This window comes from Petralouisia sp., from assembly GCF_056822245.1.
Window position 1 is genome coordinate 54,675 of sequence record NZ_JBQIOP010000012.1, and the last position, 14,509, is coordinate 69,183.

12 protein-coding genes are annotated in these 14,509 nt (G+C 41.4%); 5 read left to right on the top strand and 7 right to left on the bottom strand.

Annotation, left to right across the window (positions count from 1 at the left end; all coding sequences use genetic code 11):
- Positions 1-6: 6 nt before the first annotated feature.
- Entirely contained in the window at positions 7-861 is an 855-nt protein-coding gene (locus ACTO17_RS06735; protein ID WP_482557367.1) for a hypothetical protein, read from the bottom strand.
- A 145-nt stretch (positions 862-1,006) separates the two neighbouring features.
- Here ACTO17_RS06735 and ACTO17_RS06740 point away from each other — a divergent pair, with 145 nt between their 5' ends.
- A complete protein-coding gene (locus ACTO17_RS06740; protein ID WP_172538495.1) occupies positions 1,007-1,324 on the top strand; it encodes a helix-turn-helix domain-containing protein in 318 nt (105 codons plus the stop codon).
- A gap of 82 nt (positions 1,325-1,406) precedes the next feature.
- Entirely contained in the window at positions 1,407-1,964 is a 558-nt protein-coding gene (locus ACTO17_RS06745) for a Uma2 family endonuclease (protein WP_482557368.1), read from the top strand.
- Positions 1,965-2,121: 157 nt separating this feature from the next.
- On the opposite strand, the gene ACTO17_RS06750 is transcribed toward ACTO17_RS06745, so the two are convergent.
- The 3 genes from ACTO17_RS06750 to ACTO17_RS06760 all read right to left on the bottom strand — a co-directional run bounded on the left by ACTO17_RS06750 (position 2,122) and on the right by ACTO17_RS06760 (position 5,559).
- Entirely contained in the window at positions 2,122-2,973 is an 852-nt protein-coding gene (locus tag ACTO17_RS06750; RefSeq protein WP_482557369.1) for an AraC family transcriptional regulator, read from the bottom strand.
- A 150-nt stretch (positions 2,974-3,123) separates the two neighbouring features.
- Positions 3,124-4,254: a toxic anion resistance protein gene (locus tag ACTO17_RS06755; RefSeq protein WP_482557370.1), complete on the bottom strand. Its 1,131-nt coding sequence runs from the start codon at positions 4,252-4,254 to the stop codon at positions 3,124-3,126.
- A gap of 30 nt (positions 4,255-4,284) precedes the next feature.
- Complete coding sequence (locus ACTO17_RS06760; RefSeq protein WP_482557371.1) at positions 4,285-5,559, bottom strand: 5-bromo-4-chloroindolyl phosphate hydrolysis family protein; 1,275 nt, start codon at positions 5,557-5,559, stop codon at positions 4,285-4,287.
- 103 nt (positions 5,560-5,662) lie between these two features.
- Here ACTO17_RS06760 and ACTO17_RS06765 point away from each other — a divergent pair, with 103 nt between their 5' ends.
- Positions 5,663-7,363 carry an ABC-ATPase domain-containing protein gene (locus ACTO17_RS06765; protein WP_482557372.1) on the top strand — a complete coding sequence of 567 codons (1,701 nt, stop codon included), beginning with the start codon at positions 5,663-5,665 and terminating at the stop codon, positions 7,361-7,363.
- A gap of 157 nt (positions 7,364-7,520) precedes the next feature.
- Here the strand turns inward: ACTO17_RS06765 and srtB are convergent, their stop codons facing one another.
- Both srtB and ACTO17_RS06775 read right to left on the bottom strand, forming a co-directional pair.
- Positions 7,521-8,270, bottom strand: a complete 750-nt coding sequence (gene srtB, locus ACTO17_RS06770) for a class B sortase (protein ID WP_482557373.1) — start codon at positions 8,268-8,270, stop codon at positions 7,521-7,523.
- Position 8,271: 1 nt separating this feature from the next.
- A complete protein-coding gene (locus tag ACTO17_RS06775) occupies positions 8,272-9,855 on the bottom strand; it encodes an AAA family ATPase (protein ID WP_482557374.1) in 1,584 nt (527 codons plus the stop codon).
- Positions 9,856-10,119: 264 nt separating this feature from the next.
- Here ACTO17_RS06775 and ACTO17_RS06780 point away from each other — a divergent pair, with 264 nt between their 5' ends.
- Together ACTO17_RS06780 and ACTO17_RS06785 are read left to right on the top strand one after the other, a co-directional pair.
- A complete protein-coding gene (locus ACTO17_RS06780; RefSeq protein WP_172538488.1) occupies positions 10,120-10,899 on the top strand; it encodes a PocR ligand-binding domain-containing protein in 780 nt (259 codons plus the stop codon).
- A 225-nt stretch (positions 10,900-11,124) separates the two neighbouring features.
- Positions 11,125-11,685: a Uma2 family endonuclease gene (locus ACTO17_RS06785; RefSeq protein ID WP_482557375.1), complete on the top strand. Its 561-nt coding sequence runs from the start codon at positions 11,125-11,127 to the stop codon at positions 11,683-11,685.
- Between the two features lie 189 nt (positions 11,686-11,874).
- On the opposite strand, the gene gyrA is transcribed toward ACTO17_RS06785, so the two are convergent.
- Entirely contained in the window at positions 11,875-14,505 is a 2,631-nt protein-coding gene (gyrA, locus tag ACTO17_RS06790; protein WP_482557376.1) for a DNA gyrase subunit A, read from the bottom strand.
- Positions 14,506-14,509 lie beyond the last annotated feature (4 nt).

Genomic DNA, 14,509 nt, shown 5'->3' on the forward strand with positions numbered 1-14,509 from the left:
TTTTCCTTATTTCCACTTCATGGTGTAATAACCTGAAGTCGATCCCCCATCCATCCGAACATAATAAGTTCCTTTCGGAAGATTCAGCGTTACTTTCTCTTTTCCCTTAATCTCCCACCAGACAGCGTTATTTTTTGCCACTAATTTCCCTTTGCCATCTACAAATCGGTAATCTTTTCCCTTTTTTACCGCCAATACCATTGTCAATTCCATAGAATTTGAATCTTTAAGCTTAGAATCAAACACGATCGTAACTTTTGTTTTTTTGGGCAAATCTATTTTAAAATAATGATATTTACGGGGAAGCAGCAAATCCTTTACTAATGTTCCCTTTTTCAGAGAAACTGCATTTTTGGCGCTTGATCCCGATTTACTCACTTTAGTAACCGCGGTAAAAGCGTAACGGATATTATAGTTCTGATTACCGCTGACTGCCAGATAATAGGTTCCCTTTTTCACTGCCCAGGAAAAAGAATAGTTCTTTTTTTCCGTCAAATTATTACTATTCGCTGATAATACTTTTTTAGAAGAGCTCAGCAAATCCACATTTGTCATCCCGGGCTCGCTGAGTTCTCCGTCATATTCATCATCCTGCGCATTGTAATCGTCTTCCCCAGGAAGGGACGATGTTTTCACATCAACTATGATATATCCCTGTTTCGGAATCTTAATTTTATAGTAGACGGTTCCGTAAGAATTATAAACAATTGTTCCGTCTTTGTCTGTTTCATAAACTCCGCCCTGCCCGGACACCCATTTCTTATTCTTCAGCTGCATTTCCCCTGCAAATGCAGTTACCCCAAATGAAATAAAACACATCACCAGAACTATAAATCCAATAAACCTCTTTTTCCCTTTCATAAAAACACTCCTTTTTTACTTATTAGAATATATTTTATAGTTATACTTTATTATACTATAACTATAAAAAGATTAAAGTTAAGATATTATTTTTTATAATTCGGGGATACTGTTACATAAAATTATTTTTCACGTGAGGTATGTCATGAAAGATTTAGATTTTGCCTTTATCGGGCAGAGAATCCGGGAACTTCGGAATGAAAAAATGCTTACCCAGGAATACATTGCCAATGCGGTAGACGTCAATGTTTCCCACATCAGCAATATAGAAACCAACAAAGTGAAGGTAAGCCTTACCCTTCTGGTGCAGATCTGCAATGTACTTGATACCACCATAGATTATATCCTGGAACATGAGTACCGCTCCAAAGATTCTGTCATTGAACAGGAACTTGTCAATGTTTTTAAAGAAATGGACAAAGAAAAGCAGGAGACTTTGCTTCGGATAGCAAAAATCTTATAATCTCTGTACTTTTGCCACCTGATTTATTATAATATTAGAAACAGGAATTTTATTGATTTATAAAGAAAAAGGATGTGAAAGTATGCCTCTGTTCAAAGAAACGGAACCCAGAAAACAGGAAAAAATCAACGGTATTGTCTATGATATGTCGCCGGCCCCCAATTACCGGCATGGAATCATCAACGGAAACATTTATTACAAGATAAAAAACGGATTGAAAAACAGCCTGTGCATGGCTTTTATGGAAAATCTGGACTTTAACTATCATCCGAAAGAAAACGACGATTATATGCGTCCGGATCTTATGATCATCTGTGACCGGAAGCATCTGAAAGGCAGCAGCTACAGCGGCGTGCCCAAATTCATTGCAGAAATTTTAAGCCCTTCCACTGCCATGAGGGACAAAACGGAAAAAAAAGACGCCTATGAACAGGCAGGCGTGCCGGAATACTGGATCGTATCCCAACAGGGTTCTGTGGAGATATATTATCTGAAACAGGGAAGCTATAAACTGACCGAAAGTTATATTCTGCAGGATGATGAAGAAGAGGAAGATTACAATGCCCAAACGGTGATATCCTTAAGGGAATTTCCCAATATTACAATGACATTGGCAGAAATATTTGAAAATGTGGATTAAGGAGCATTGGGGTTTAAGCATCCTGCTATGAAGGCCGGAAACTCTTATGACAAAGAAAAATCCCTCAACTGGACTCTGCTGCAGTTGAGGGATTCGTTTCTCCGTCGACATGGACTTTTTAATTAAAATTATAAAACCTTTCAATGGCTCCGGCTTTTTATCCCTGTTTCTTTACCACGGGAATCCACACCTCGTACTGGGCATTAGCTGGATCAGGATTCAAATACACCTCAATATCCGGCGCACTTCCGTATTCATATCCAGATGTGGGAAGCCATTCTGTCACAATCCTTTGTTCCAACTCCTGAATGGACTGGTTGGTTCCTGAACCGGAAAAAATCGCCCATGTGGCCGCCGGTACCGTATATTCCTCCCATTCCTCTCTGTCTTTTGAACTGGAAACAGCAATATAATACCGCCAGGGTTCCTCTTCATTGCAGGTGCTTACCCCCAATACCCCCATAGGCTCAGCATTCATCATTCCTGTTAACTTTTGCAGCGTTCCATTCATGGAAATTTCCTGCCACTTGGAAGGAATCACCGCAAAATTTTTCTCAATCTCCTTTTCCAACGGCACAGACACTCCCACAATGCGAAAAGCATCCTTTGTTTCAATCCGATATTCCATTTCTTCGACTCCTTTCACCGTAAGCTTAAATGTAATCGGAGGAAATGATTTCACAGATACTCCTTCTGTCTTTATGGCAGAAGGGGCAATTCCATGAATGGACTGAAATGCCCTGTTAAATGCGGTAGGGGAACTGTATCCATATTTCTCCGTCGCATCAATAATCTTAATTTTTCCGCCCTGTAAATCCACCGCTGCCAGTGACATTTTTCTCTTTCGGATATACTCAGACAAGGGCATGCCTGCCATATAAGAAAACATCCTCTGAAAGTGGTAAGAAGAACACCCGGCAATTCGTCCAAGCTCTTCGTAATCCACCTGTTCTGTAAGATGCTCCTCCATGTAATTGATGGCCTGATTCAATCTTTCTATCCATTCCATAGTTTCATCCGCTCCTTTACATGGATCATTCTAGCAATATTTTTACCGTCTGTCCTCTCTTTCCCTACACAAAAAAAGAGAGGATGGATCACACAATTTTTGAATATAACAGGACCTTTAAATTAATATAACCTATATTTAACTTTTATATTATCCCTGAATCTGAAGGAGCTTTTTCTTTAATTCACCTTCCAGGCGGTTCATCTCTTTCTCTGCTTCCCTGCGTTTTTCTTTTCCTTCTTTCTGAATCCGCATCACTTCATCCAATGTAGAAATCAGGGATTCATTGGTCTTGCGCAGCGTTTCCATATCAATAATTCCCCGTTCAGACTCTCTGGCCGTTTCCACTGTGGCAACCTTCAGCCGTTCTGCATTTTTCATTAACAATTCGTTGGTCAGATCTGTCACTTGCCTCTGAGCCTGAGCCGCCTGAGCAGAATGCTCCACACCCATGGCAAGAACCATCTGACTTTTCCACAGAGGTATCGTATTCACTATGGTAGACTGAATCTTTTCTACCATAACGGTATCGTTATTCTGAACCAGACGAATCTGCGGAGCCGTCTGAATCGAAATCATTCGCGTCAATTCCAGATCATGGATTTTCTTCTCAAACCGGGTACAGAGAGACTCTAAATCTTTGGCTTCCTGAGCGTCCTCCGGCAGTCCCGAACGGTTGGCTTTTGCTATTAAATCAGCAAGTTCTGTCTGTCTCACCTGTTCCAGTTTCTTCTTTCCAGCCAGAATATACATGGAAAGCTCCTTAAAATATATTTTATTCTGCTCATACATTTTATCCAGAATGGCAGCGTCTTTCATCAGCTGCACCTGATGCCCTTCTAAAACCTTGCAGATTTTGTTCACATTCGTCTCAACTTTATCATATTTCGCTTTTAATGCCGTCAGTTTGTTGGAAGATTTCTTAAACCTTGCCAGAAACCCCTTTTCTTCTTCTGCATCAAAGCCTTTCAATTCTGTCACTACTCCTGTCAGCAAGTCACCGATTTCTCCCAAATCCTTAGTCTGAACATTTTCCAGGGCTTTTTCCGAAAAATCCGCCATTTTCTTCTGAGTTCCCGCACCGTACTGCAGTACAATATTTGAATTGTGCAAATCAATCTGACTGGTAAACTGCTCTACCATCCGGCGTTCTTCTTCTGTCAGAATATTATCGTCCCAGGCAGGTTCTGCCGGCTTCTTTTCTTCTGCTATCTCTTCTTTTTCCGGAAAGGGATCTAACGTTAACACCGGCGCATCTGCAAATTCTAATCCTTCACTCATTTTTTTCCTCCATTTTCTCCAACTTCAAATTTATGCTCTGAAATCATTTCCTGTTAAACCTTCCTGCGCCAACATGGTATGCAAAACTGAAATATCAGACGACACATCCCAGGCCACTTCTTCAAACAGACTGTCCAAAAGCTTCTCAAATGCAAGATTCAGCGTGTCCAATGTCTGCTCAATCTCAGTTTTTGAAGATCTGATATTATCTCCCTGAACCGGCTGACTGTCTAACTGCTGATATGCCTCCAGCAGCTTCACTGTAGTGGGCAGATAATATTCCATTAGCTTCTGAATATCATCCAGGGAATCGGGATCTTCCCTGACCCGGTCAAATATTTTCTGTATCAGCATTTCCATATGAGAAATCTTGCGGGAAATTTCCTTCCCGGATATATTCTGATTACATTCCCGAATCTTACGGACATATTCTTTTCCTTCTGAAATTACCCGCTCCGTCTCAGGATTCATCCCGTTTTCACTGTTCTTGGATTGTCTCTGCCGTTCCTGCTCCAACTGCTTTTGCTCTATCCGCTGTTTCTGAATATTCTGATATTCCCGGTACGTATCATGGCTGACAATGAGGCATGTATCGTCCTGATCCAGATGCCCCTGACAAAACCAGCCTTTTTCAATCATTTTCTTTAAATCTTTCACTACAAACCGGAAGGATTTCTTATTTTTATCTGCCAGTTCCTTAATATTACAATAAGTTCTTCCCTGTAACTGGGCAATATAATTCCGATATCTCCTTAATTCTGATAAAATACCGCTGCCCTTCCAGGCCATAATTCCGCTGCCCAAAAGCAGCGGCGCCAAAATAGAAATTGCAATTTTAATTCCAATGGGAAAGCTTCCCAGAAAGAAACTTACAAGAAATAAAATCATGATTGCAATTCCGATTCCCGCACTGAATGTATACCCGCATATTGTCAATACCAATCCGCCGGCTTTCAGGGAAGTATTTTTCTTAAAAAGCTCCGGTTTTGTCTCTCCACCCTGTTCCTTAAAAAAATCCTGTCCATATTGTTTTTTTTGATTTTTCCTGTCCCATTCTCTCCGGCTTTCCTTATTCTGATAAGAGAACACAGAAGCTTTATTTACTGCGTCTCCTGCAGTTTTTAAACTCCTCTGAAGGGTAGACACTGCCTCATTCACTGTATTTGTAATGGCTTTGTTCAACTGATTAAAGTCCTGGGAATTGACAGCATCGTCGACAATATTCTTGATATCCTTCCCAAATTTTTCCCATTCGCTGTTCATGTATTCCTCCAAATCTCTTCCTTTGAAATCATCTACACTCATATTATGGACTAACCTTCCCCTAAAATCAACACTTTCTTCCGCTCCTATTGTGTTCTTTTTACTGAAATGTTAAAATATTTCCGAAAGCGAGGAATAGAAAAATATGAAAACATCCAATGATTTAAGAGAATTACTGACAAGGATTGACCACAAAGGTTATCCAGCCTATAAAGATACCAGAGGAAGCTATCAATTTGAAGGTTATGTCCTCTCCATCGACCATGTACAGGGAGATCCATTTGCCGCCCCTTCAAAAGTCAGCATTCATGTGCCTGAAAAAACCGCCGGATTTCCTTCTGATTTATATGAGGAAAAACACAAACGAATCGCACTTCAGGATTACCTGCTCCGGAAATTCGCAAGAGAATCGGAAACCTTTAATTTCAAGGCAAAGGGCTCCGGAAAAAGCGGCCTGATGTCGGTCAGCCGATGTGGTCAGGAAATTTTAGAGCGGACTGCCTGTGAACTGAAACAGGACGGCACTCTCATTATCCGGATGGAAATTGGTTTTCCTGCCAATGGACGAACCATCAACAGCAGGGAATTAATTAAAATCCTTTTTGAATTTCTTCCGGGCTGTGTGAAAAAATCTTTGTATTATTCTTCCCTGAATAAAAAAGACGTTCAGAAAAATGCAGAGCTTGCCGAAGATCAGCAATTTATTCGGGAACAGCTTCCCAAACTGGGGCTTGCCGCCTTTGTTGCCAATGGTTCCATACTTCCAAGAGAATCCGGCATTTCCAACCGTCCCATGAAACAGGCCATTGCCTTTCAGTCTCCCAAATCCATGGAGCTTTCTCTGGAGCTTCCTAATTACGGCAAAATTACCGGCATGGGAATCAGGCAGGGCATCACTCTAATTGTGGGTGGGGGCTATCATGGAAAATCAACTTTACTGAAAGCCCTGGAGCTTGGCGTATACAACCACATTTCCGGCGACGGCAGAGAATATGTAATTACCAACCACACCGCTGTAAAAATCCGGGCCGAGGACGGAAGAAGCATCAAACAATCGGATATTTCCATGTTTATTAACAATCTTCCCAATGGAAAAGATACTGTACACTTCTGCACCCAGGACGCCAGCGGAAGCACTTCTCAGGCTGCCAATGTGATAGAAGCCATGGAAGCCGGAACCAGCCTGATGCTGATTGACGAAGACACCAGCGCAACAAATTTTATGATCCGGGACGAATTGATGCAGCGTGTTGTAAACCGGGATTCGGAGCCCATCACTCCCTTTATCGATCGGGTACAGGAATTATTTACCCAGTATCATATTTCCACCATCCTGGTGGCGGGAAGCTCCGGTTCTTATTTTCACAAAGCAGACTGTATTCTTCAGATGGATCATTACCTTCCGAAAGATATTACAGAATTTGCCAAACAAGAAGCCGCCGCTTTTCCTATTCCAAATGATTTGGTAAAGCCATGCACAGCTCCTTCCTTCCATAGAATTGTTAAATCAGACTTTAACTTCAAGAAGAACGACAGGATTAAGCTGAAAACACAGGGACGTGACTCTGTACTGATCAACAAAGAAACCATAGATTTGCGGTATGTGGAACAATTGGCGGATTCTGAGCAATTATCTTCTTTGGGAATTCTTGTGAAGTATGCGCAGCTTCACATTTTTGATGGGAAAAAGACGCTTTCAGAGGCAGTGGAAGAACTTTGCCGTATGTTGGACAAGAAAGGGCTGCCTGCAGTCTGCGAGGGAAGTTATGTGCCTTGCGGGTATGCTGTGCCCAGAAAGCAGGAGATATTTGCATGTTTGAATCGGTATCGATCTTTGGTTATTTGATGTATTGAAGGAGATTTTCTTTTTGGATACGGACGGCGATACAGAATGGCTGTTCCTCACGCAAACTGGACAATCCTGTAGTTCCGCCCGTATCCAACATATAAAATTCTTTCCATAAACCTGCAACAAAGCATCTTTCAACCTTTTTCATATATTATTAATTGTTGATTAATCTTTTTGCCACAACAACAAATCTTTCCTGTTCTGAATTGCCATAGCAGGTAGAAAGGGTCAGAAACGTATCTCCGAAAACTGCCGTCACACCCGTATCATAGAAAGATTTTTCTTTCACATTCTCATAAAAATACTGAAATTCCTCTTCTGTATCAGCCTGATAGAACTGATAATACTTAAATTCTTCTGATTCATCAACCGACGATGAAAAAACTGCCAGAACTTCGTAAGTCCGTTCTTCATAAAGAGTATCAAATTTGATTTCGGCATGTTCCTGACAAAATTTCTGATTTTGGTATTCATCCAGACTTCCGAACATGGAACCATCCCGCATATTATGTCCATAGATAATAAAATTCGTACCGGGAGTATTGATGTCTGCAGCTTTTCTCACATACAGGCAGCCATATTTATCTTTTTTCCGATAAAAATTATGGTGCAGGTAATATTCATCGTCTTTACACTGCATCACCGGAGCATCTATATTAGTTCCTTCTATTGTCAGCCATCCTGCCAAATCCGCATTTTCCTGATAAAGTGATTGAAATCGTTCCGGTATATTATTAACTTCTGATTTAATATTAGCAGAATTTTCTGATTTCTCGGATTTTTCCAGAAGATACTTTAATTCTTCCTGATACTTTTCATGTCTGATTGATAAATACCATGACCAAACGATTGGAATCAGGCATATGATCATAATCAACAGCAGGATTCTTCTTATAACTTTCATCTTATTCTTTTTTTGCATATCTTTCTATCAAGCAGCTGTGAGTTTTCTCCTTGCTGTCCTTATCATAATTTATGCCAACCAACAATATCTCCCCTGCAAAACCCTCCAACGACTGTACATAATTTCTGTCCTTTATCTGCTGCAGCGCTGTATCAGCAGATTTATCGTACTTTAATTCTACAACAAGGGCAGGATTGTTTACTGTATGAGGAAGGGGCAAAAAGACTATATCTGCAAATCCCCGGCCTGACGGCAGTTCCCTGATCATCCGGTAGTCTTTTCTTGCACTGTAATAGGCAAGACTCACCGCGCAGGCAAGCGAATTCTCATCGTTATAAGTCAGAATGGACGCCACCTCCGTATGGGCCTGATCAAGTCCTTCGGCAACACTTTTTTCATCACATAAAAGCGTTGCTTCCAGAAGTTTCTCAGAAGCATTCAAAACTCGCATAACTTCTGCCCAACCGCCTACACTCATGGCATTTTCAAATTCTCCCATAATTTCTTTATTGGGTATAAACGCCTCTCTTTTATTCACATCATATCCCAGATATCCCAGATGTATCAGCAACGTGAGCACGTCATCCTTGGTCTTAAAGGTTCTCATGTCATTTTGAAAACTTAACGTATTTACCCTGACATGGGCTCCGCCCAACATTCTGACAATATCTGCCCGCAGACCGTCATAATTCATATCAATATAAATTTTCAGCGCTTCATAGGTTTCCGTTGAAGTCCAGTAATTGGAAAAATGATGGAATTTCATGGCTCCCACTACGGATCTTGGGTTGTAAATATGACGAAACTGACGGAACTTATATCCGTCATACCAATCGCTTGTTTTGGTAAAATCCATATCAAACCGTTCACACAATTCTTTTACTTCTGTATCCGTAAATCCAGTATATTCTTCAAAAATATTCTGATCTGTCATCGAATATTCCCAAAACATATTCAGCGCAGAATGTTCTCCGTATTTTTTAATCGGCAGAATCCCTGTCATATAAGCCATTGCAACATAAGTTTGATCTTTCAGAAGTCCCCGCAGAAAATCAAGATACTGTTTCTGCATCTTTTCATCTTTTTGTCTCTCCCGTATCACACAGTCCCATTCATCAATCAGGAAAATAAACTTTTTCCCTGTTTTTGCATAGATGTTCTTTAACGTATCGGCAAGTTTTTTCTTAGTTCCGGTCAGGTATTCTTTATATTCTTCCAAAAGCTCTTCCAAAACCTCCTGTTCCAAATATTCAGTCAGAAACTGATTCTCAGCGCCCAGTAAAAACTGCTGCATATTTAGAAAAATCACATTATATTGATTCAAATGCTCCTCATAACCGTCATTTTTTTCAATTGTAAGTCCTTCAAACAATTTTCTGGAATCGCACCCGCAGCTGTAATAAGCTGCAAGCATTTCAAGGGCCATTGACTTTCCAAAACGCCTGGGCCTGCTGATGCAGATATATTTTTCTTTCGTGTTAATCAGTGTATTTGTACATCCTATCAATCCTGTTTTGTCCACATAGATTCTGGAACGAACAGATTCACTGAAACCATCATTTCCCGGATTTAAATAAATTCCCATTGAAATTCCTTTCCGCCATAACTGCGTTTTTCTTTTATTATATCCGATAAAACCGCCGATTGCCAGAGCGTATTTGAAAAATCACTGCTGTCATTTCCTGTAAAAACAAACAAATTTAGTACCTGATTTCTTTAACCAATACATTTTCTGCTTGGCAAAATACAAAGAATCACCTAATGCATAATGTACAACCATTCCATATCTTTTATTGACAGAATTAGTAATATTAACTATAATGAAACTAAAAGAACAGGGGGCATCAAAATGAAATTACAAGATTTTTGTGATATGGAAAAATTTGAAGAAATTATGAGCAACTGGGCCAACAGTACAGGTCTTGCAACGGTAGCTGTTGGAGACGACGGACAATATATCAGTGAATGTTACAATTTTACAGACTTCTGCATTAAGCTGACCAGGGGCAGCGCAGAAGGGTGCAAGAGATGTGAGAAAAACGATCGGGAAGGCGTTGGAGTTTATCCCTGCCATGCCGGACTTGTGGACTTTGGCATTCCCATTACCTTAGACAATGGAACTGTCCTTGGAAGCATTATCGGCGGACAGGTGCTCCCGGAAAATCCCGATGAAGAAAAATTCCGGCAGACAGCCAGAGAACTGAATATTAACGAAGATGAATACATCGAAGCCCTTCATCAGGTAAATGTCAAAACCCAGACAGAAATTGAAGCATCTGCAAATTTATTGGGTGATGTTATCAATATGTTTGTAAGAGCAAGTTATGCAACCATGCAGAACCATCAGCTTGTCTCTGAATTAAGGGATGGAATCAGCAAAGCGGCGGAGCAGCTTGTATTGGCCAATGAAGATACCAAACAAATTGAAGGCTTCAGCAAACGTCAGAAAATTCTCGCATTAAATGCCAGTATAGAAGCTGCCAGAGCAGGCGAAGCCGGCAGAGGATTCTCTGTAGTTGCAGATGAGGTTCAAAAACTTGCACAGGGAATGGGAGTTACAAGTGTACAGATTAAACAAGCGCTGAATAATGTTACAGATACCATTTTATCATTAAAGAAAGATGATTGAAATTACTGTAAAGAAAATAGAAAGTATCACCCTGACACATTTCAAAGTATCAAGGGTGATTTTTCTATGTTTTATAAATATTTTTTTAATATTGTATGAGACTACACCCATATATAAAGGCATAACGCTTGCTTCTTTGGAAGAACTGCTTGAAATATCTGATTATTTTCTATATAATCACATTTAAGAACGTACTATCTCAATATCTGTAAAAGGAGGCCTGCCATGACATCCGCTATTGCACAAAAAAAATTCTATACCATAAATGATATATACACCCTGCCAGATGGAACACGCGCTGAAATTGTCGATGGCCAAATCTATTACATGGCCCCGCCCAGCCGAAAACATCAGGATATTGCAGGTGAACTTTTTGGACTAATCCGCGAATATATCAAATCAAAAAATGGTTCATGCAGACCCTATGTTGCGCCGTTTGCTGTATTTCTAAATAAAGATGATAAAAATTATGTGGAACCAGACATCAGTGTGATATGTGATCCCAGTAAATTACACGACAAGGGATGTATCGGAGCTCCTGACTGGATCATTGAAATCATATCGCCAGGCAGCAGACAGATGGATTATTATACAAAACTTTTTAAATACCGCACTGCCGGCATTCGGGAATATTGGATTGTTGATCCGGAAAAAAACCGTATCCTTGTCTATAACTTTGAAACAGAACAGACCGGAGACTATACATTTTCAGATTCTGTAAAAGCTGGCATTTATGATGATTTGTACATCGACTTTTCCGATATTTCTGAGTTTCTGAAAAAATAGCAAAATACTTATATATAAATTTAATTTTTAAAGCAATAAGGCAAAAACAGCAAGAACACAGCAATTATTCTATCACTCTTTGTCACATTTATTCGCAGATTTTCATGAATACTAGATCATAAATCCTCAAAAAAAGGGCCACCGGAACATTTACCATTTCCTGCAGCCCTTTCTTATTATAATAAATACTTATTCTTCTTCCTGCTCCTCCTGATCCGCTTCGGCCCGTTCCAGCAATTCTTTCATCAATTCCTCGTTGGTTTCCGTACTCTCTGCCGGCGCAGCCATTTTCCTTGCCGCTTCCTCAGCATTCTTCAGGCTTTGCTTCTCCTCTTCCTCTGTCAGAAGTTCTTCCGCATCAGAGTTTTCCATCAGAGATTTATCTTCCCTTACCTTAGCGATACTTGCAACGGTAATATCCTCGTCCAGATTCATCAGCTTCACGCCGGAAGTTACCCGGCCAAGAACAGAGATTCCTTCCACCTTCATGCGGATAATAATGCCTTCCGTGGTAATCATCATAATCTCATTTTCCTGATTTACCGCTTTAACTCCTACAATATTACCTGTTTTTTCCGTGATCTTGTAGCATTTTACGCCTTTGCCGCCCCGGTTCTGGGGGGTGAATTCATCCATTCTGGTTAATTTGCCGAGACCTTTTGCCGAAGCAATCAGCAGATATTCTCCCTGGGTATTCATCTGCATTCCAACCACTTCGTCCCGATCCGACAGATTCATGCCAATGACGCCTATAGAAACTCTTCCGGTGCTCCTTACATCTGTTTCATGGAACCGGATACACTGGCCGTAACGGGTCACCAGGATCATATCCTTGGTATTGTCCGTCATCTTCACTTCGATCAGTTCATCCTCTTCCCGCAGAGTGATGGCCGCAAGTCCTTTTTTCCGCACATTAGCATAATCTGCAACCGGAGTTTTCTTTACAATTCCGTTTTTTGTAGCCATAAAGAGATAGTGATCGTCCTTATATTCCCGAATGGGAATCACCGCCGTGATCTTTTCGCCCGGCTGAAGCATCAAAAGATTGATAATGGCCGTTCCCCTTGCCGTCCTTCCCGCTTCCGGAATCTCATAAGCCTTCATACGGTAGACTTTTCCGGTATTGGTAAAGAACATCAGATAATGATGGGTGGTGGTCATCAGCAGTTCTTCAATATAGTCATCCTCAATGGTTTCCATCCCTTTGATTCCCTTGCCGCCCCGGTTCTGGCTGCGGAAATTATCTACACTCATCCGCTTGATATATCCTAATTTTGTCATGGCAATCACCGTATTGGAAACCGGGATCAAATCCTCCATGGAAATATCATATTCGTCAAATCCAATGGAAGTCCTTCTGTCGTCGCCGAATTTATTGGAAATCACCATAATTTCTTCCCGGATCACGCCCAGAAGCTTCTTTTCATTCGCCAGAATTGCTTTTAACTCTTTGATTAATTCCATTAACTGATTGTATTCTGCCTCCAGTTTCTCCCGTTCCAAACCGGTCAGAGCCCGCAGACGCATATCTACAATGGCCTGGGCCTGGGCGTCTGACAGGGCAAACCGCTCCATCAGCCTTGATTTGGCAAGCTGAACATTTTCACTGCTTCGGATAATGCTGATCACTTCATCAATGTTATCAAGGGCAATCAGCAATCCCTGCAAGATATGGGCCCGCTCTTCCGCCTTATTCAACTCATATCTGGTTCTTCTGGTAACAACCTCTTCCTGATGCTTCAGATAATAGCCAAGCATTTCACTTAAGTTCAGAACCTTCGGCTGATTGTCTACCAGAGCAAGCATAATTACCCCGAAGGTATCCTGAAGCTGCGTGTGCTTATAAAGCTGGTTTAAGATCACATTGGGATTCACGTCACGGCGCAGCTCAATACAAATCCGCATGCCTTCCCGGTTGGATTCATCCCTCAGATCCGTAATTCCGTCTACTTTTTTATCCCGCACCAGATCTGCAATTTTCTCGATCAGCCTGGCTTTATTTACCATATAGGGCAGCTCCGTTACCACAATACGGTTTTTGCCGTTCTGCATCGGTTCTATATCAGAAACAGCACGCACCTTTACTTTTCCCCGACCGGTGCGGTAAGCCTGATCGATGCCGGAGGTTCCCAGGATCATGCCTCCCGTGGGAAAATCAGGGCCTTTTACAATTTTTAAAATCTCTTCAATCTCTGTTTCCCGATCTTCCTCAATCCGGTTATCAATAATCTTTACCACTGCGCCGATAACTTCCCGCAGGTTGTGAGGCGGAATATTCGTAGCCATGCCAACTGCAATTCCGGTAGTTCCGTTTACCAAAAGGTTGGGATAGCGGGAGGGCAGAACCAGAGGCTCTTTCTCTGTTTCGTCAAAGTTCGGCCCGAAATCAACGGTATCTTTATTGATATCCGCAAGCATTTCCATGGAAATCTTGCTTAAACGCGCTTCTGTGTACCGCATGGCAGCGGCGCCGTCGCCGTCCACAGAACCAAAGTTGCCGTGGCCGTCCACAAGCATATAACGGGTGGACCATTCCTGCGCCATATTTACCAGAGCGCCGTAAATAGAACTGTCTCCGTGAGGATGGTATTTACCCATGGTATCGCCTACAATACGGGCGCATTTGCGGTGAGGCTTATCCGGCCCGTTGTTCAGCTCGATCATGGAATAGAGAATCCTGCGCTGTACAGGCTTTAACCCGTCCCTTACATCCGGAAGCGCACGGGATGCAATCACGCTCATGGCATAATCTATATAAGATTTTTCCATGGTTTTCTTCAAGTCAATCTCATCAATCCGGTCAAATATTTTATCATCCATCTAT

Excerpts from the sequence above, each read along its gene's own strand:
- srtB (WP_482557373.1), bottom strand. The coding sequence starts at position 8,270 with ATGAAAGTTATAAGAAGAATCCTGCTGTTGATTATGATCATATGCCTG.
- ACTO17_RS06760 (WP_482557371.1), bottom strand. The coding sequence starts at position 5,559 with ATGAGTGTAGATGATTTCAAAGGAAGAGATTTGGAGGAATACATGAAC.
- ACTO17_RS06735 (WP_482557367.1), bottom strand. The coding sequence starts at position 861 with ATGAAAGGGAAAAAGAGGTTTATTGGATTTATAGTTCTGGTGATGTGT.
- ACTO17_RS06785 (WP_482557375.1), top strand. The coding sequence starts at position 11,125 with ATGACATCCGCTATTGCACAAAAAAAATTCTATACCATAAATGATATA.
- ACTO17_RS06745 (WP_482557368.1), top strand. The coding sequence starts at position 1,407 with ATGCCTCTGTTCAAAGAAACGGAACCCAGAAAACAGGAAAAAATCAAC.
- ACTO17_RS06740 (WP_172538495.1), top strand. The coding sequence starts at position 1,007 with ATGAAAGATTTAGATTTTGCCTTTATCGGGCAGAGAATCCGGGAACTT.
- ACTO17_RS06765 (WP_482557372.1), top strand. The coding sequence starts at position 5,663 with ATGAAAACATCCAATGATTTAAGAGAATTACTGACAAGGATTGACCAC.
- ACTO17_RS06780 (WP_172538488.1), top strand. The coding sequence starts at position 10,120 with ATGAAATTACAAGATTTTTGTGATATGGAAAAATTTGAAGAAATTATG.
- gyrA (WP_482557376.1), bottom strand. The coding sequence starts at position 14,505 with ATGGATGATAAAATATTTGACCGGATTGATGAGATTGACTTGAAGAAA.
- ACTO17_RS06755 (WP_482557370.1), bottom strand. The coding sequence starts at position 4,254 with ATGAGTGAAGGATTAGAATTTGCAGATGCGCCGGTGTTAACGTTAGAT.
- ACTO17_RS06750 (WP_482557369.1), bottom strand. The coding sequence starts at position 2,973 with ATGGAATGGATAGAAAGATTGAATCAGGCCATCAATTACATGGAGGAG.
- ACTO17_RS06775 (WP_482557374.1), bottom strand. The coding sequence starts at position 9,855 with ATGGGAATTTATTTAAATCCGGGAAATGATGGTTTCAGTGAATCTGTT.